The organism is uncultured Mesonia sp. (assembly GCA_947499595.1).
Classification (GTDB): Bacteria; Bacteroidota; Bacteroidia; order Flavobacteriales; family Flavobacteriaceae; genus Mesonia; species Mesonia sediminis.
This window is the reverse complement of the sequence record CANMOY010000007.1, coordinates 113,108-134,439: the sequence shown is the minus strand read 5'-3', so window position 1 is coordinate 134,439 and position 21,332 is coordinate 113,108. Positions and strand designations below refer to the sequence as shown.

The window sequence follows — 21,332 nt, the reverse complement described above, 5'->3', positions numbered from 1 at the left end:
GTTTCGAAATTTAAACAATTTTTTGGACTTCTCTTAACAAGTATTTAACCTTTCTTTTAAAAATGATGAAAACAAAAAAAGCCCGTGAACAATCACAGGCTTTTATGAGATTAAAAATAAACTAAGTTATTCTTTAACAATCTTAAATTCAGATCTACGATTTTCTTGATATTGCTCTTCTGTACAAGGTGAACATTCAACTTTTGGTTGACTCTCCCCGTAACCTTCGCCTTCAATACGACTTGCATCTATACCTTGATCGATAACATATTGTACCGTGCTCTTGGCTCTAGCTTGAGACAACTGTAAGTTGTAAGCTTCAGAACCGCGTTTATCGGTATGTGCACGAACAAAAATCTTTAAGCTGTCGTGTTTTTTCATAATTGCCACTAATCTGTCTAGCTCATAAGCACCTTCTTTGGTAATTTCAGACTTATCAAACTCGAAGTAGATAGGATTTAACACGATTTCTTCTTCTTGAATCATCGGTTTAATCGGCGTAAGCTCTATTGTAATTTTCTTAGGACCTTCTACACTAGTAACGGCAACCGAATTACTTTCGTAATCTTCTGCATTAACTTGAACCGCATAATCTTCTTGTGAAGAAAGAACAAATTTAGCATTTCCTTTTGCGTTGGTTCCGGCAGATTTAAGCTTTTCTTCTGCTTGGTTATACACCGCCACTTCTGCATTGGTAATGCTTTCGCCTGTTTCCATATTGATTACGTGTACCATAAGCTCTAGATCTCTGATGATATCTTTGAACATATAGATATTATCGTTAGCGATATTTTCTAAAACTTCGCCACGATTTGAACTCACAAAACCGTATTCTTTACTTGGGTAGTAAGCAAATGCGAAATCATCTCCTTCGCTATTAATCGGTTTACCGATATTGATAACTTGACCGTTTTCGTATTTAAAAACATCTAATCCTCCTACTCCTAAATGCCCATCACTTGAGAAGTATAAGATTCCGTTTTCATCTACAAACGGGAAACTTTCTCTACCCGAAGTATTGATTGCAGTACCCAAATTTTGAGGTGAACCAAAAGTACCGTCCTCATTGATGCTCACTTTATATAAATCTGATTGACCTTCTCCTCCTGGCATATCGCTAGAGAAGTAAAGCGTACCACCATCAGGGCTAAGTGCAGTATGACCTGTAGAATAGTTTGAGTTGTTAAAAGGCAAAGGCTGTACATCTGCCCACTCCCCTTCTAACAAGGTAGCTTTAAAAACCTTTAATTGGTTGATTCCTGTGCTATCCTTTTCGTAATCACCGTCGTAATAATCATTACGCGTAAAATACATAGTTTGCCCGTCTGGAGTAATACTCACTGTACCTTCATGGTACTTAGAGTTTACATCTCCTGGTAACAAGCTAGCCTCTGAATATTCACCAGCCATTTTGGTAGCCACATAAACATCTAAAGTTGGTTGCTTGTTCCACCCGTAATCTTTTCTTGATTTATTACGTGAAGAAACAAAGTACAATTGATTATTGAATTCATAAGCTCCAAAATCTGAAAGTTCTGAGTTCAAGTTCTCTAGAGCCATCATTTCGTAAGCAGGTTGTTTGCTTAACAAATCTTGCATATAGTTAGGATTTGCCATAAAGCTACGTGCTCTACCGTCTCTTGGAAACTTTTGTGCAAAATCTTGCATAGCCTTTTGGGCTAAGTCATACTTTTTATTGGCTTTAAGCATTTGAGCATAGTTGTAATACTCTTCTGCCGAAGCATCTTCTGCAGTCTCTAGGTACAATTTATAATAACGCTCTGCTTCTTTCGTGTTGTAAAGATTGTAGTAGCTTTTAGCTAATCTCCCATACACGTATGCATCTGCGTCTCCGTCTTCTACGATATCTAAATATTTGTCGGCTGCTTTTACATATTGCAAGCGCTCAAAATATTTGTCGGCCTTTTTGGCATCGTAATTTTGTGCAAAGCCCATGGTCATAGAACCCATAAAGCCAAGTATAAATAAATAATATATTTTTCTCATAATTAAATTCACTTAAGTTTTTAGCATTAGAAGTAACGAGGCGATCTATAGGTTTTCTTATTGAAGAACACATCAAATATGATAAAGGCTTCATACGAAGGCTCATCGATATCTGAAATTGAGTTATCATATGCAAAACCAATATGCATCCAATCGGTTGCTCTAACTCCTACCAAACCACTGATAGCATCTTCGTAGCGGTAAGAAGCACCTATTTCAAAACGGTCATAGAATAAAAAGTTAGCATTCACATCGAATGACAAAGGCGATTCAAATGAAGCCTTAACTAAAGTAGAAGGTTTAAACTTTAAGTTTTCTCCTAACTGAAAAACATAACCGGCCGTTGCAAAGTAATGCATTTCTTCATTACCATACTCTCTCCCGTCTGGATCTGCATCAAGGTGAGTTGACTTAAGAAAGTTTGGCGCAGATAAACCGATGTAGTAATTATCTCCGTAAAGCAAAACACCAGCACCTACATTAGGATAGGTATTGTTGATGTTACTGGCAAATGCTGGATCTGCCGAATCATCTAATTGCAGGCTAGTCAAGTTAACATCGTGAAAAGTAGCTCCCGCTTTAAGACCAAAAGCCAACTTGGTAGTTGCCCCTAAGTTTAAAGTATACGAGAAATCTGCATACACGTTAGTTTCTTTTACAGGCCCAATTTCGTCTGAAATAGCCGATAGTCCTAATCCTGTTTTTTCTCCTACTGGTGAATGAGCCGAGAAAGTGAATGATTTGGGCGCACCATCTAGACCACTCCACTGATCTCTGTACAACAGCCCAATACTCAAGTTCTCTTTTGAGCCGGCATATGCGGGGTTCACCACGTTCATATTGTACATATACTGCGTATACTGTGGATCTTGCTGCGCTTGGGCGTCAAAACCGAAAAGCGACATCCCTGCGAACAGTAAAATATATAGTTTTTTCATATTTAATATTTCAAGTTTTATAAAGCACCCCACCCGTGGGTTGGGGTGCTTGCTATACAATTATTAATTAGCCTCACGGTTAATGTAAATCCAACCTTTTTTAGATTTACCAAAAACAGCATCTTCTTGCTTGAATTCGATCACATAGAAATAAGTTCCTGTAGGTAATTTATTTCCATCTTTATCTTGACCGATGAATGAATCTCTGTAATTGTTCTTTTCAAAAACAATTCTTCCGTAACGGTTGAAAACCTGTAAAGAGCTTATTCCTGTTCTGTCATCTAAGAAAGATAAATCAAAATTATCATTTTCTCCTGGTGTAGTATCAGGCGATAAACCTTCAGAAATCACACAGTTTTCATTGGCATAAAATCCTATGGTAACTGTTGATTCTCCAAAGCAATTACCTACTCCTACTTGGTTTACTCTTACTTTATAAACACCTGCTTCACTTACGTTAAGCATAGTTCCTGTTTCTCCAGTAATTTCTACATCATCTCTAAACCAAGTAAATTCAAGATCATTCGTATCGGTGAAGTTTGATACATCTGCCATTAATTGGTTAGAATCACCCGCACAGAAAGTAATATCCTCTCCCAAAGAAACAATCGGCTCGATGGCTAATTGAACGTTTATCATTTCGGTTACTGTACAGCCTTCGTAAGTTACATCAACTGAGTAGTCTCCAGATTCAGTAACATCTATACTAGGAGTGGTTTCACCATTGCTCCAAGCGTAAGTTACCTGACTCATATCCACACCTGCTGAAGTATTGTCAATAATATTAGCGGTAATGGTGTAAGAAGAATTGCTACAAATTTCTACCATAGGATCTCCTAAATCTACATCAAAATCTATTATTTCTACGTTTACGGTTTCTGAAACCTCACAATCGTTATTCGATACGGTAAAAGTATATTGACCTGGCTCTGTAGCGGTATAGTAACTACCTGTATGTGGCAACTGAACACCGTCTTTGAACCATACATATCTAATATCTTCTAGATCTGCTAAGTTATCTGGTGTAGCTACAATATTTGTTGAAACAGATGAATTCGCTCCACAAACTGTTCTATCGGTTTCGATATTAATTACTGGAAGCGCATCTACATTTAGCTCAACTTTTACCAAGTAGAAACAATCGCTACCGGTAACACCGTTTGGATTCCAATCTACACGAGCATAAATAACTTGCTCGTAAGCGATGGTATTGTTATAAGCCGATAGGTTGGTAATTTCATTTCCACTTGCTGCAAAAGCATCTGCCTCGGTTTCGTAGTAAGTAATATCTAAATCACCTGCCGCCCAAGAAGCTTGAATTTGAGGTGTTGCTTGAGTTAGATCAAAAGTACCGATACCTGTTCCGGTATCATCACAAACCGTGATTGGTGCAGCACAACCTGCATCTGGACAAATATCTATAGAGGTTTGATCATCTATTGGCACCACTTGTGGTTGACCACAGTTTAACCCGAATTCTGCATAGGTTTCAAAATTAAATTGTCCATATGGCGAAGCATTTACATCTTGCGCTGTTACAGTAAAACAGAAAGTTCCGTTTACCGGATCTAAAGTAGGATTGGTAAGTGAACCAACTACTGTATTATTCTGAATGATATCTAACCTAAACTGATCAATTGTAGCAGGATTTCCTGAACTCTGTGGCAATACATAAGTACCACAAACTTCTAATGGGAAAGGTAAAGCGTCGGCAATATTAGAAGTACCACAAGCACCAGTAGTAGTGCTGGTTGCCCCAATTACACATCCTTCTTCTCCATTGTTCCCTGTGGTTTGTAGGTTATCAATTGCAACGTAACCAAAAGCAGGGTCATCACAATTTGCATCTGCCTCATCACCTACAAATAAATCATCTATGTAAGTATATCCATAGTGACCCCCTAGGGTACAGTCGGTTGCTGTAAATTCAACGCGTACACGCTGGCCTACTAAACCAAGTGTATTTATTTTAACGCAAGACCATTCACTAAATAAAAGGTTGTTACCCGTATCATCTGTAAAAATACAGTCTGTAGGTATAGATACAATACATCTATCGGCATACAAATCGCCTGAAGCCACATCATATACTCTCACCTGGAAGTGCGGTAATTCATCATAAGTATGTGGATTTGACGGATTTTCCAAAATCATTGAAAAGTTAAAAACAAAAACTTCTCCAGCCACAAATTCGGTTGTTGCATGTGCTACCTGACCAGTACTGTTACTATTCAATCTAAGTGAACGCTGCGAACTTGGGTTGTTAGGATTGGTCATAGGCACATTGGCTGTTTGAACCATTGGGTCTATTCCCGAAGCTACAATTGATGCATCTTGGTCACCACCAGTTATAGTATTAGCCCCTAAAGTGGTACCCCCACAAGTTTTATGACCCGCCCGATAGGGTTGCTTATAAAAGCTATAACCCGAATAATCGGCTTGTCCCTCTTGTGTTTCAAAAGTTCTGTTTTCTATACAACCACAGCCCTTGTCGTTTACCGTAACAACCAACGGGGTACTTTCGCAACCTCCGGCTGGAGTTTGAGTTACATAATAAGTAGCTCCATCTACCATTTCTTCGGCTGATGGATTAGCAATTGGGTTTCCTGGAACCCCATTGTTATCATCATACCAGGTTAAATTCTCACCAGAGATAAGTAAATCGGTTAAAACATCTCCTTCAGAAACGTTAAAGCCTCCATTATTCCAGCTGGTTTGAGAACAAAAATCTTGTAAGGATTCTCCAACCGGTGGCGGGGTGGTACATTGAGCCATTGCCGAATTGATAGAGAAACCTAAAACACCAACCAATATAACCAACCAACGGGTATCTATTAGCGGTAAGTTGAGTAATTTCATATTCATTTTATTAAAGTTTTATAAGAGCAAGCTCAGTAACCACTAAGCTTGCTCATATTTTAATTGATTAATCTCTTATTATTCTAACCATTTTAGCGGTTTGATTTGATACTACCTTCACAAAATAACTACCCGAGGCTAATGCACTAAAGTCAATTTGCGCACGGTTATTATTTACTTGCTTCACCATAATTTGCTTACCAGAAATGTCATACACTTCTAAACGCTCCATTTCAATTTGGTTTTCGAAGTTAACCAAGTTTGAAGTTGGGTTCGGGTAAAAATTAAATCCGATAAAGGCTGGGTTAGCGCTACTTAAGTTATTGGTATCGAAGTTAATTGTTTCTGTATTACTTCTTACCGGGTTAGCACTATTTCCATCACAAATAGTTGAAAACTCTAAGGTATAATCTTCATCAAGCGCTAAGTTTTGGAATATAGCGAAGTCATTACCTACAGCCACATTCTTTTGTGCCACTTGATTTGATTGGCTGTCGAAAAGAATCAACTCATAATCAACCACCCCGTCTAACATGGCAGGTTCTGTCCAAGTTACTACTAAGCCTGCGGTAGTAGACCCCGGTTGCTTAGAAGCGCTTACCGCTACATTTGTAGCTTCAGGACACTCCATTGCCACAGTCACAGCAAGATAATCGCTTTCGCAATTACCAGTAGACTGAGTTACGTAGTAGGTTTGTCCGTCGCTTAACGGCTCATTGATAGTTACTTGTTGGTAATCCCCATTATTATCTAAAACATACCACTTTAAGTTGGTACCCGTTACTGTCAAATCACTTATAAATCCTGAACCAGTATAGGTTTGGTTAGCCGCTCCAGTAGGTGCAACTACCTCGGTTACATTTACTGTTACAGTATTGGTCACCGGGTTACAACCTAAAACATCTAAGCTTGCGGTATAAGTAGTTTGCCCATTAGCATTTCCTTTTACGTAAACCACAGAGGCTGGTGAACCATCATAAGGTAAAGTTCCTTGATCATCAAAATATAAATCGGTAGTTGGTGTCCATTCCACTTGCGCATCTAGGTAAGATCTTGAAACTGAGACATTGTCTACAGCCCAATACCATCCCCAACCGCCTTCGTGACGGAAACGTACGCGAACGTCGTTAGAACCTGTATAGTTAGAAAGATCGACAGTTTGCATGGCAAAATTATCTGGTGTTCCTACATCAGGCGAAGGGGTATCATACTCCTTCAACAACTGCCAAGCACCCTGATCTACAGAAACTTCCACTCTAGCCGAAGTAGTTTGATTGGTCATATTACTAAAGTAACCTTTAAAGTAGTGGTAGAACGTTAATTCTGCCGAAGAAACCCCTGCCAAATCAATAGAAGGTGAAACTAAACTAGCATCTAAACTAGCTCCAGGTCCTAAATCATCTGCATTCGAAATATAGAACGAAGAATTATCGTTACTAGCGATTGAAGTCAAATTTATACTATAAGGAGAATCCACTTTTATCCAATCTGAAGAATTTGGATTCAATCCAGTTACCTGAACGGTTGAATTGTTCACATTGGCCCATCCCATTGCTCCCGATTCGAAATCATAAATTATACTACCTGCCTCTAAAGCAACTACATCATTCTTACAAATATCTACGCTTGTGGGCGCTACAGGTAAGAAGCTAATACCTTTTGTGATAATATCAATAGTGTTTACATACTCACAGTTCGTTACTGAATTAACAGCGGTAACGGTATAGGTAGTATTTCCGTTTGGATTAACAGTAATATTAGCACCGGTATCGGTCTGCAATTGACCACCACTATTCCATTCCCAAGTATATACATAATCTGGGTCTGTACTGGTTACCGATAAATTCACCGGGTCACCTACACAAACCAAGGTGTTATCTGCTGAAACTGTAGTTGGAATAATATCTTCAACAACGGCGTCAACTTGAGTTCTTGTTGTTTCACAAAGAACAGTAGGCCCTGTAATGGTCCAATTATAGAAGTAATAATAACTACTTGAAGTTCCCCAACTTGTTCTACCTCCGGTAACTTCACCCGACTGTCCTAAAGCATATGGGAATGTAGCATTACTTGAAGTACTGTATAATAAATTGGCGTTATTGGTTTTAACCAAACGATAATCTCCTGGGTTGGTAATTTCCCAATTTAAATTTACTTTGGTTAAAGTAGGGTTATTAGAAGTACCACTATTTAAGGGAACTAAAGCAACATCACCCGTTGGGTTTCCACTTGCATCTTGCAACTCTAAAGCTAAATTACCTGAACCAGCAGAATATACATCTATACTTACTATAGTCATCGGTTGGTTAACCGTAAAATCTAAACCGTAATTTGTAGAACTTGAAGTTGAAATGCTAGTAGGCCCTGGCTTGGCTTGACCGTTAATTTGACCTTCTCCTAAAAACACTTCAGACACCCAGTAAGGAGTAGTCTGCGTTAAGTTAGGAGTGGTAAATGAACTACCTACCGCTACAACTTCTCCACCCGTTGGTGCGTCATACCAATAAATTTTAGTAGGATCTGCCGCAGTAGCCTGTAAAGTCATTGACCCTGATTCACAAACATAAGCATTGGTAGTACTGGTAATTCCTGCTAAATCGGTATTACAATCGAACTCGTCAAAAGTTACTTGTAAAGCCGGACTTTCACAATTTCCAATATTTTGAGTCACCCAATATACGTCTTGATCGTTTAAGTTGATACTAGCCAAGTTGGTAGTAATTGCAGCTCCTTGCGCACCGTTATTATCTTGGTACCAAGTTAAAGTAGCTCCTGTGATAGTAGGCTGAACCCCTAAAGATGAATCTGAAAAATCATTTAAGGTTTGACCTGTTACAAATTGTATGTTACTAGCACCGTTTGGAGGTGTCCAGGTATTACAATCAAATCCTTCGATATCGATAGTATAGGACGCATCTAAAGGCTCAAAAGTATTATCTGTACTTGCTAGAACAAAGTAATAAGTTTCACCTTGATTAATAAAAATACTGTTTACATTGATTGGTGTTCCATCATCAGAAAAACCACCTGCCACGCAAAAGTTTCCTATATCGGCACAACTTTCATATACAAACAATCCAACATTAGCGTTGGTTGGTAAATTAGTCACGTTAACCTCAAGAATATCGTCTTGCGAACTTGTATATTCATAAACTACTTCATATCCGTTAAGGATAGCGGCAGCTACTCCACAATTAGCACCTGGTGTTCCTGATTCAAAATCGCCATAAACCATAGTCTGGCCAGATTGAGTATAAGGAAGGTCTCCAGCAACTGGATTATTTGGATCTGCATTAATCACTAAAGGATCAGTACAGCTCGAACCAATTGCAATGGTTTGAAACTCTACTACTTCAGACCAACTGCTATCTCCATTAGTTCCTCCACAAAGGGCTCTTATGTAAACATAATAGTTAGTTGCATCCGTCAATCCTGTTAAACTAATCGAATTGTTACCGGTTACAGTAGTGTTGGTACAAAATCCAACATTCCCAGGTAAACCAGGAAGTGTACAAACAGACACTTCATATTGTGCCGCGTTAGGATTATTGATGTCTTGCCATGAAATATCTGCACCAGTAGTAGTAATCGATGTTTCATCGATATCTACGTAAACTGGTTGAATACAAGCAAGCTCTTCATAGGCGTAAAAATCATCTACAAAAACTTGAAAGCTACCATTTAGACGGTTGGTAATTAGTTTCCAACCAAAATTTGAACCAGCTGGCAAGTTTGCTGCTGGAATAGTAAAAGAATGATTCGCGCAACCTGAGGCTTGCACATCGGTTTGATCTAAAGTTTCATAAGTAGTCCAAGTGGTTCCACCATCTGCGGTATACTGCAAATCAATGGTTCCAAAATTACCGGATACTGGAGTGGTACCATTAGCGCCAGTAATTTTATAATCAAAAGAAACTGTAATGGCTTCACCAGTGGTAACATTTGGCGACAGATAACGCACGAAAGAACTAAGTGTTGTTGCATTATTCTCTGCTTTTATGGCTTGGTTTCCTTCGCAAGCATTAGAAGTGGTCAAAATAAAAGGCGGCAGAGGTGAGAACCAACCAGGAAAGTCGGTGACCATTGAGCCGTCCTCGAAGTTTTGAGTCTCCAAGACTTGAGAATGTAAATTACTAAACGTCATAAACAAGGTAATGACGCTTAAATACAAGTATATTTTCTTCATATTTAAATAAATTTAGTTGTGTTACAATAATAAGATATTTTTTAACACAGAGAGCAATAAAATTCACTCTCTGTGTTAAAAAAATTACATTAATTTTTAATTAATTTAACAATAACCCAATTACTTCCCACTTTTACACGCATGAAGTATGGACCACTAGCTAAATTACCAACATCAAGGCGAGCTTCGTTAGCTCCTACTTTTTTACTAGCAATTTCTTCGCCTAGCAAGTTATATATGGTTAAACTTTCTATAGGTGAAGTATGCGTAACTTGTATAAAATCAACCATCGGGTTCGGGTAGTATGACAAACCTTCTAAAACTGGGTTGGTTGTACTTAATTCTGAATGCACCGTAATTCCAAGCAATTCACTTTCACATTCATCTGTAGGCGTTTGACTTACATAGTACGTTGTTTGGTCTACTAATGCTTCTGTGGTTGGATCTGCTATAGGATTAAGTCCGAATGCGTCGCTATACCAAGTTAAGTTAGAACCTGTAACCACCAAGTCGCTTACCATATCTCCTGCTCTAAAGCTTTGGTTTCTGTTACCTGCTGGCATTGGTGCTTGATCAAGCACAACTACTGTAACAGCCAACCTTGAAGTACTTTCGCAAGCGTCTACGGTTTGGGTTGCATAGTAAGTTTCTCCATTCACCAAAGGAGTAGCCAATGGTAAAGGCGTGTTACTTGTATTTGAGTCATACCATTGAATATCACTACCAGTAGCTTGCAGATCGCTCACACGTGCATCTTCACAGAAATTTTGTGTGGTCGCACCAGAAGGTACTCCTGTAGGTTGATTATTTACGGTAACCGTTATTGCTTGTCGTGGTGATTCACATAAAACAGTTCCTGTAGTTATAGTCCAATTGTAGAAATAATAATAGTTTGAACTCGTCCCTGTCCCACTAGCGCCATTGGTAATAGAACCATACGAACCACCAGGACCGATGTCATAAGGGAAGTTATTTCCTGAAAAATCACGTATCATACTAGGACCCGATACCGCTTCTAACCTATAAGTTCCTGGTGTAATTGTGAAGTTAAGGTTCGCAATGTAAGACGTTGGGTTGCTCGTTGTTCCTGCTGGAAGAGTGACAGTTCGGCTATCTAAAACCGTTCCTGATGGGTCTTGTAACTCTATCACCGCTGGACCTCCACTTCCTGAACTAAAAAGCTCTACACTAATTAAATTAAAAGGTTGATTAGCGTCAAAAATTAATCCATATCCACCAGAATACGGACTTGTTCCCGAGTTACCTGACGGGGCCACTTTTCCACTTCCTGAGCTGGCTGACTCGCCATCGATATACACTTCGGTAGCGTAGAAAGTAGTAGTATTACTCACATCTGGCGAATAATTTGAGCCTACATTAATTAATTGACCAGCAGTTGCAGCATCATACCAATAAACTTCTGAACCAACACCAGATGGGGTTGCTGTTAAGTCAACTACACCACCGGGAGCACAAATAGTAGTATCTCCTGAGGTAGTAATTCCCATTAAATTACAGTCAAATTCAACTGGAGTAATAGCAAAGGTCGCACTCTCACAACCCAAGATGGTTTGGGTTACATAGTATGTAGTACCACTTACAAGAGCTGTACTAGTCGGGATTGAAATTGTACCCGCTGCATCACTATACCAATTAAAACCAGTATTATGTACAGAACCAGTTACCTCTAAATCAGCAATCGTTTCACCTGCAACAAAATAAGGCGCTTGATCACCTTGTGGAAGATCTACGTTTGCACAGTCTAAACCTTCAATGGTTAAAGTATAATTAGTAGAACCAGACTTAGAACTCACTACAATAAACAATTGCTCACCAGCCTGAACCAAGTAGTCTTCAATACTGATTACCGAGGCTCCTTGATTTTCTACGCCATCAATACAATTTGCTCCTACATCACCACAACTAGAGTACAGATACATACCTGTTTCTGGATTGGTAATTCCTGACAATTCAATATTAATCACATCATCATTGGCAGGATCTGCAGAATACTGATAAATTACATCATTTCCGCCTAAATATCCCGCTCCAGGACAGTTAGAACCTGGATCGCCATCAAAATTATCACCAAAAACTGAAGTTGAATTGGTATCAACATAAGTTAAATCGGTATAATTCACTTGAACATCACCGGTTTGGTTTATGGTTGCTGTAACTTTTGTTCTAGGCGACTCACAAATTACTTGCCCCATCATAACTAGATAATCGTGGGTTTCACCCCAAGTACCTCCTGCGTCGCAAGAATCAACTGGTGCGCTCAACCATCTTGAACTCACACGCATTCTGGTGATACCACCTATAGCATTTCCTGGAATGGTAATTGCCCCAGCATGTGCCCCCGACCTACTAGTTGAAGCGTAAAGCATTTCACCCGGATCCTCAAAAGAACCATTTTGATTAATATCAATCCAAATTTTAACGTGCATCGAGGTACTGCTGTGCGTTGTTGAAAAATTATAAGTTGACCCTGGAGCCATAACAGCGTGTAAACTCGGGTCATTAGTAAAATCACCATAACCATTAGGAGAACAACCAGATGATAAATGATTAATACCTGCATCATTCATCACAAAATCATCCAAATTATCTGAACAATTTTTATTAGGTGGGGTACAATAACTATTAATACCTCCTGATCCTCCACCGGTCTCGGTTTTTACTTCTGCTACCCAATAATCGGTAGTGGTTGTAATCTCTGGAGTTGTAAATGAAGAACCAATTCCTATAATTTGTCCTCCAGTTGCAGCATCAAACCAATAAATATCATCACCTGTACCACTAGCGGTTGCCGTTAAGGTTAACTTTCCTTTACAGCTGGCTGAATCATCTGTTGTTGCCGTTATAGCTAAAGTAGTACAATCTATTTCGTTTACAGTAACTGCGGTTAATCCGCTAATACATCCATTAAAATCTTGACCTACATAGTAAGTAGTTCCATCAACCAAAACAGTCGTATCAGCAATTGGGTTATTCCCTTGCGGATCACTATACCATACTAAAGTCGCATTAGGTTTTGTGGTATCTGCTTCTAAGTCGGCCAAGGTATCCCCTGCCACGTATTCTTGCGCTGGCGGAGCCGTAGGACTCGCTAAGTTATTACAATCAAAAGGTATAATATCTAAGGTGAATCCAATATGATTAACCAGCCAACTAGAAATTACAATATAATAGGTTTGGCCAGCAGTTACTTGAAAATCTTCTATAGCCATGTCATCATCGCTAGGACCTGCCACCAAAGAAGCCACACAACTTGAACCTATATCGTTACAGTCTTCATAAACAAACAAGCCAGCATAATATGCAGATAAATCCGAAAGTTCTATATCAACATTTTGTGTGGTAGCTGCAGTAAATTCAAACACCACTTCGTCACCATTTAAATAATTTTCGGTGGTACCACAAGTAGACCCTGGGGTTCCTTGGTACACATTCAAATAGTTTTGTGTATCTCCAGTAAATGTATAAGGTAAGGCGTTAACCACTAAAGGTACGTCGCAACTTGCCCCTGGCGTAAAGGTTCTAAAATCGTAAGGCCCTTCCCAAGTTCCTAGGTCTCCTCCTCCACAATCGGATTGGATGTAAAACTCATAAGCCGTTCCTTGCGTTAATCCTGTTAAGGTGTAAGGATTAGTAGTAGCCACCACGGTGGTTCCTGTACCCTGTGTAAATCCTGGTGCGCCATACTCAATATTCCACTGCGTACCCGCTCCGTTGAAATTCAACCAAGAAATATCTACTTGGGTTAATTGCTCATTAGAAACTTCTACGTCATCAACATCAATACACGCAGGCATTTCTAAAAACTCTACGTCATCAATTAAAATATCATTATAAAACGCACTTCCTGTACCGCTGAAGCCGGTCACTGTAAATCGAACTTGAACATCTCCTGTGATGGTTAAGTTAGATAAACTAAAAATATATCTTTTCCAATCTGCGCCAAGCAAACTATTTACATTTAGCAAAGGATTCCAGTTTGCACCATCAAACACCTCAACATCTATAACATTAATAGCTCCGTCATTGGTATTATTACTAAAAAGATAAAACTGAACAGCTGGTTCGGTAAGCCCTGAAACATCAATCTTAGGACTCGTCAGGGTACTTACATCACCGTTTGAATTAGTAGAACCGTCCATCCAAGCATAATTGGTACCTCCACCAGGAGTATGATCTGGCGTATTCGCTGCAGCGTAAGCAGGACCAGTACTATATTTCCAAGCCGTATCGCCGCTTTCTGTCCAACAATTAGGCGTAGAAGATCCTGCAAAATCCTCATTCCAAGGAGCTACGAATGTTACACAAGGTGTTGTGATTTGCAAAGGACCCACCCAGTTTCCTGGAGTACCGTTACATACATATCGAATATAAATATCATAATCTGTAGCCGCAGAAAGCCCAGTGATCGTTTCCCCGGCAACACCATCGGTATCATTGATTATGGTACCAGTTGTATTCGGATCAAAGCCGGCAGCACCGTAAATCATATCCCAAGTTGAAACATTCCCGCCTTGTTGCCAAGTTACGTCTACACTCGAGGCCGTTAAATTAGAGAAAGAAGCATTATACGGGTTGGTACAAGCTGGCATCTCATCAAAGGTTATATCGTCAAGTAAAATATCATTATGAAAGGTACTTCCTCCATTAGCCGTACTTCCTGTGATGGTAAATCGAGCTTGCACAACGGTACCAGTAATATTTGAGGCGGATAAATCAATAGCCACTTCTTCCCATGAAGGCCCTAATAAGGTGTTTAAAGTATAAGCATTCACCCAACCCGAACCGTCGTTTAGCTCAACGTCTAAAATATTTGCCGCTGCAGAATCTGTATTATCGCTAAATACATAAAAAATAAGCGCCGGATCGGTTAAGGTAGAGACATCTATTTGCGGAGTGGTTAGTGTACTAGATTCTCCATTGGTATTAGTACTACCATCCATCCAAGCATAATTGGTACCACCACCAGGAGTATGATCTCCGGCATTAGATGCAGCATAATCTGCACCGGTACTATATTTCCAAGAGGTATCACCACTTTCTGACCAGCAACTAGGTGTTGAAGAAGAGGAAATATCTTCAACCCAAGGCAAAGTTATCGCAACACACGGCGTTGCAAAACTAAGTGGTCCTAAAAAATCACTATTTACACCATTACATACGTTTCGAACATATAAATCATATGGGGTGTTAGCACTTAATCCTGAAATGCTTTCGCCTAAGGTACCATCATTATCTATTATTGATGTTCCAGCGGTTAGCGGATCAAAACCAGGTGTACCATATACAATCTCCCATTGCGTAATCCCAGTTCCAGGCTGAGTCCAACTAACATCTACTCCAGTGGCTGATAAATTATTTAATTCTATTCCATATAAATCTGGACATGTTGTTATTTCATCAAAGCTTACATCATCAATTAAAATATCGTTATGAAAGGTACTTCCTCCATTTGCATTTCCAATAATTTTAAACCGAGCTTGCACATTTCCTGTTACATCAACATAATCTGCTAAATCAATAACAATTTCTTTCCAGCTAGCACCAAGAAGATAATTCTGTTGGTAAGCATTTACCCAACCTGAACCATCATTTAGGTCAACTTCTAAAATATTAACTGCAGAAGAATTGGTGTTATCTGAAAATGCATAAAAAATTAAAGCTGGACTAGTTAAAGTCGAAACATCTACATTTGGCGTTTCAAGTGTTGAAGCCTCACCATTGGTGTTGTTACTACCATCTATCCAAGCATAGTTTGTAGTACCTGAAGCCGAATGGTCTGCTACGTTTGAAGCAGCATAACCTGCCGAGGTACTATATTTCCATGCGGTATCCCCTCCTTCGACCCAGCAAGATGGCGTCGAAGAGGCCGAAAAATCTTCGCTCCAAGGAGCGGTTAACCCACTACACTGCCCATAAGACAGCCAAGAGTTTAAAAATATGACGACAAGCGTCAATAAACAGTAATTTCTTTTCATAAAAAATTAATTTTAGGGTAAGTTATATTTAACATCATCCCCAAATATATGGATTTTTTTAAAGACTTATTAAGATTGTTTATGATAATTTTAATTATGTATAGCTAATAAAAAAGCGGGAGTCCTATGAGTCCCGCTTTTTAAATTTCTGTTAAAATTAGTATTCTTATTTTTTAACAAGCTTTAACACAACAGATTGTCCGTTAATCGACACTCGCATAAAATAAGGCCCGCTAGCTAGATTAGAAACTTCTAATTTACTTTGTTGAGCATTTACCGATTGAGTCATAATTTTCTGACCTAATAGGTTATAAATTTCAATAGTTTCAATTGGATTACTATGATTTACCTGAATGAAATCTCCCATTGGGTTAGGATAATAAGACAAATCTACCAATAACGGATTCGCTGAACTCAATTCAGAATGAACAGTAATTTCAACCAAACCACTTTCGCATTGATTGGCAGGTGTCTGGCTTACATAGTACTTACCTTGATCAACCAAAACTTCTGCAGCAGGGTTAGTAATTTCATTAGCGCCAAAAGCATCATAGTACCATTTCAGGTTATCTCCCACTACGCTTAGATCCATAACGGTTTCTCCTGCTACAAACGACTGGTTGGTTTGAGCTGTTGGTAAGCTAGAGTTAGGCAATATACTTACCATCACTTCTAATCTAGCCGTACTTTCACAAGCATCAACTGTTTGAGTAGCGTAGTAAGTAGAACCGTCTATTAAAGGCATTGCGTTATCTAATGGTGTAGTGTTCGTATTGCTATCATACCACTGCAAATTAACACCACTAGCTTGCAAATCACCTACACGAGCCCCCTCACAAAATTGCTGGGTTGCATTTCCCGTTGGTACTCCTGTTGGCTGATTGTTTACGTCTATGGTAATACTCTGTCTAGGCGACTCACATAATACTTGCCCAATCATTACCGCATAGTCGTGTGTTTCTCCAAAAGAACCCTGCGGATCACAAGAATCTGTTGGTAAGCCAGCATATCTATCCATTACGCGCATTCTAGTTAATCCACTAGAAGTATTAGCAGGTAAGGTAATACTACCAGTAGTATTATTAGAACCTGAACTTGAGGCAAATAACAGCTCTGTTGTATCATCAAATACACCGTCTTTATTTAAATCAATCCAAATTTTCACATAATTACTTGAGAAATTATGCGAGATACTAAATGGATAATTTCCACCAGGAACCATTGCCCCAATTAAATTAGGATCGCTTGTAAAGTCACCATAACCATTGGTTGAACAACCACTTGCCAAATGAACGATATTAGCAGCTGCCATTTCAAAATCATCAATATCATCACCCGCACCACAATTATTATTAGGCGGAATACAATAAGCTACACCTGCACTTCCAGAACCTCCTTCAATGTAAACTTCTGCCGCATAAAAAGTGGTAGTTGTTGTAACATTAGCGGCAAAATTTGCTCCTACATTAACCACATTACCTCCAGTTGGAGCATCATACCAATATACATCGGTTCCTAAACCGCTAGGCTGACCTACTAAATTTACTACCCCACCTGGCGCACACACTTTTGTTGGACCAGAAATAGTTACACCCATAGCATTACAATCAAACTCTTCGGGGGTAACTGCTAATAAAGCCCCTTCACAACCTAAAACAGTTTGCGAAACATAATAGGTTACTCCGTCAACCATTGCTGTAGTATCTGCAATTGGCATTGTTCCTGCCGCATCACTATACCAATTAAAAGAAGTTGCATATTGAGAACCCTCTATTTCTAAATCGGCTAAGGTATCTCCTGACGTAAAGAAAGGAGATGCCACATCTGTAGTTGGGGCTGCAATATTATTACAATCAACACCATTGATATTCAAAGTATAGTTAGTACTTCCGTTTTTAGAACTGATTACAATAAAAATTTGTTCACCTGCATTTACATAATAATCTTCAATAAGAATACTACTCGCCCCTTCATTAACATCTCCAGCCAAACAATTGGTTCCTACATCTCCACAGCTAGTATAAATAAACATACCCGTAAAGTTGTTGGTAATTCCTGTCAATTCAATATCTAGTATATCATCATTATTTGGGTCTGCCGTGTATTGATAAACAACATCACTACCATTTAGTATATCTACACCTGGGCAGTTACTTCCTGCATCTCCATTAAAATTATCGCCAAAAACACTAGTGGTGTTAGTATCTGTATACGGCAGGTTGGTATAATCTAAAGATACATCGCCCGATTGATTAACGGTAGCGGTAACTTCTGTTCTCGGAGACTCACAAATAACCTCCCCTTCGATCACCTTCCAATTGTTAAAGTAATAATAGCTTGTAGAAGGACCACCAAAGGCATATGCTCCAGTAATTGATCCTGTAGAACCAAGCGTATAAGGGAAGTTTACACCGCTAAAGCTATACATCATTGCCGGACCTGTTGCCAACAACCTGTAGTTACCAGGCGTGGCAGCTGTAAAGTTTAAAGAAAGATCAACAGGCACAGGGTTTGAAGAAGACCCTGCAGGAATATTGATTACTTTTGATTGCAACACTGTACCGTTATCATCGGTTAACTCAACCGTAAGCGGACCTCCGCTACCAGAAGAGTAAACACGTGTACTTAATATAGTTGTAAATTGATTAACAGTAAATGTAAGTCCTCTTGGTGTAGATGGTGTACTCGAAAAATCATTAGGAGTAACTTTACCTTGGTCTTGGTAAGTACCTCCCATAAGCATCACTTCTGATGCCCAATAAGACGTAGTTGAAGTTAACTCTTCTGTTGTAAATTGATTTCCTACGCCAACGATTTGTCCCCCAGTAGCAGCATCGTACCAAAATACTTGAGAACCCGTTCCACTTGGTGTAGCCGATAATTGCATAACACCCTTACAAGAAACAGTATCGTCTATACTAGAGATAATTGCCAAAGATGTACAATCAATTTCATCAACTGTAATTGGAATTAAAACACTCTCACAGCCGTTAAAAACTTGAGCTACATAATAGGTTGTTCCATCTACCAAGGTAGTTGTATCGGAAATTGGATTATTCCCTTGAGGGTCGCTATACCATGCAAGAGTAGCTGTATTTTTGGTAGTATCTACTTCTAAATCCGCTAAGGTGTCTCCCGCTACAAAATCCTGAAGGGGATCTGCTACTGGGCTGGCTAAACTGGCACAAGAAAAAGGTATAATATCTAAGGTATAGCCTACTGTTGAAGTTAACCAACTCGATACTACTATAAAATAGTCTTGACCGGCTGTCATTTGAAAATCTTCGATTCCAAAATCATCATCGCTTGGACCAGCCACAGCGCCAGCCACACAGTTAACCCCTAAATCGCCACAGCTTTCATAAACAAAAACCCCTGCATAGTAACCTGACAAGTTGGACATTAAAATATCTACCAACTCGGTATTGGCTGCAGTATATTTATAAATCACATCGTTACCGCTTAGGTAATTTTCAGATCCAGCCCCGCAATTTGTGCCAGGGGTACCCTCAAACGGATCTCCATAATTAGCGGTATCATTACTATTGTTATAAGGTAGTGCTGTAACTGCTAAATCACCAGCAGCCGAAACGTTTGCTGTTGCTGCTACACGAGGAGACTCACATTCTAAATCTGCAATAATCACTTGGTAATCATGTGTTTCTCCAAAAGAACCACCGGCATCACATGCGGTTGCACCACTTCCAAAAGAGCCATATTTCCCCATTACACGCATCACTGTTGCCCCACCAACAGATGCAGGAATCGTAATGCTTCCATTTGTTGTACTTCCTCCGTTTGGAGAATCAAATAGCATTTCTGACGGATCGAAGTTACCGTCCATATTTAAATCTATATAAATTCTCAAATGATGGCTTGAGAAATTGTGCGTAGCACTAAAATTATAGGTTGCACCAACCGATAAGGTACCTATCAAGCTAGAATCATTTGTGAAATCGCCATAAGCACCCGTTGAGCAACCTGAACCTAAATGATTTATTCCGGCATCACTCATAATAAAGTCATCAATATCATCTGAAGAAGTACAACCTATACTGTAAGTAGGCGTACAATAGGTGGGTAAACTAGACCCTCCTGAACTCCCTCCAGAAAAAGCTACTTCCGAGGCATAATAAGTGGTGGTTTGTGTTAGGTACGGAGTAGTAAAACTAGAACCAGCACCAACAAGGTTACCGCCTACCGCTGCGTCATACCAAAAAATATCGCTACCGTTACCACTAGCCGTTGCTGTCAAAATGGTACTACCTGCGCAAGTAATAGATCCATCTGTAGTTGAGCTAATCCCTAAATTCAATGGTCCGCAATCAATAGTTGTGGTACCTGAAATAGGACCCACCCAGGCAGAATCACCATTGGTACCACAATTTGCCCGCACATAAAAGTCATAAGTTGTACTATCTGTAAGTCCGGTTATGGTAGTATTTGGATTTGTGTTTACCACTACGGTAGTTCCTGTGCCTGGTGTAAAACCAGGTGCACCGTATTCTACTTCCCAAGAAGAAACCGTTCCGGTTTGACTCCAAGACAAATCTAAAGTTGTATTGGTTTTATTTGAAACCTGAAGATTGTTCGGTGCAATACAAGTAGGTGCAGTTTGATAATTTACTGTAATGGTCCAGGTGTTGTCATCTACTTTATTATATTGTGTATCACATAGAGAACCTCCCCAGGTTCTCCAAGCCTTCATTTCAAAAGTCAAAACATCCCCTCCGTTATAAAAACCGTTTGCTATTGCGATATTGGTTCTATTATAATTTTGAGTCCCTGCCGAGGAACCTGAGCCATTAACAACCGCCTCTTCTATACCATTTATTGCTATTTGGGAGCGTTGCTCGCTCATCCACGCACTAGAGGCAGCCGTCATATCGTAGGCCACGTCAAATCCGGTTACCTGCCAAGGCCCTCCAGCAGGCAAAGTAATATCTAAAGTCGTGCTAGGCCCTGTACAACTAGCATCGTAACTGCCATAAGAAGTAGGTATATCTCCTAAACTATAAGTAGCAGAAACCGTAGACTGCGCAAAAATGCTTGCTACGCCCAATACCACTAGGCAGAATGTTAAAAAAAAGCTTAAGTAGTTTTTTTTCATAATTATTATTTTTGAATATGTTGATTAAATGGTTTACAAAAACTTAACAAATATATACTTTTTAGGTTTAAATCCTAATTATGTGATAGCTTTTTAAAACAAATAGATAGAATTTAATTTTCGTAAATAAATCTTAAAAAATTATATTTCTGCAATAGACTCACGTATTTTTCTATCTTTGCTCCTGTTGAACAGGGAAAGATTTGACTGATTGCAACCCTTAAAAAATGCTAAAG

Annotated in this window: 6 protein-coding genes; all 6 read right to left on the bottom strand. The window is 39.2% G+C overall.

Annotation, left to right across the window (positions count from 1 at the left end; all coding sequences use genetic code 11):
• Positions 1-126: 126 nt before the first annotated feature.
• The 6 genes from ACH2AZ_RS09705 to ACH2AZ_RS09680 all read right to left on the bottom strand — a co-directional run bounded on the left by ACH2AZ_RS09705 (position 127) and on the right by ACH2AZ_RS09680 (position 21,096).
• On the bottom strand, positions 127-2,007 hold the full coding sequence (locus tag ACH2AZ_RS09705) for an OmpA family protein (RefSeq protein WP_394907696.1): 1,881 nt from the start codon (positions 2,005-2,007) through the stop codon (positions 127-129).
• A 26-nt stretch (positions 2,008-2,033) separates the two neighbouring features.
• Complete coding sequence (locus ACH2AZ_RS09700) at positions 2,034-2,945, bottom strand: type IX secretion system membrane protein PorP/SprF (RefSeq protein WP_394907695.1); 912 nt, start codon at positions 2,943-2,945, stop codon at positions 2,034-2,036.
• Positions 2,946-3,008: 63 nt separating this feature from the next.
• Entirely contained in the window at positions 3,009-5,810 is a 2,802-nt protein-coding gene (locus ACH2AZ_RS09695) for a gliding motility-associated C-terminal domain-containing protein (protein ID WP_394907694.1), read from the bottom strand.
• A 61-nt stretch (positions 5,811-5,871) separates the two neighbouring features.
• Entirely contained in the window at positions 5,872-9,990 is a 4,119-nt protein-coding gene (locus tag ACH2AZ_RS09690) for a T9SS type A sorting domain-containing protein (protein WP_394907693.1), read from the bottom strand.
• 89 nt (positions 9,991-10,079) lie between these two features.
• The gene (locus tag ACH2AZ_RS09685) at positions 10,080-15,986 is read right to left on the bottom strand and encodes a fibronectin type III domain-containing protein (RefSeq protein WP_394907692.1); all 5,907 of its coding nucleotides are present in this window, start codon (positions 15,984-15,986) and stop codon (positions 10,080-10,082) included.
• A gap of 166 nt (positions 15,987-16,152) precedes the next feature.
• The gene (locus tag ACH2AZ_RS09680) at positions 16,153-21,096 is read right to left on the bottom strand and encodes a GEVED domain-containing protein (protein WP_394907691.1); all 4,944 of its coding nucleotides are present in this window, start codon (positions 21,094-21,096) and stop codon (positions 16,153-16,155) included.
• Positions 21,097-21,332: the final 236 nt, after the last annotated feature.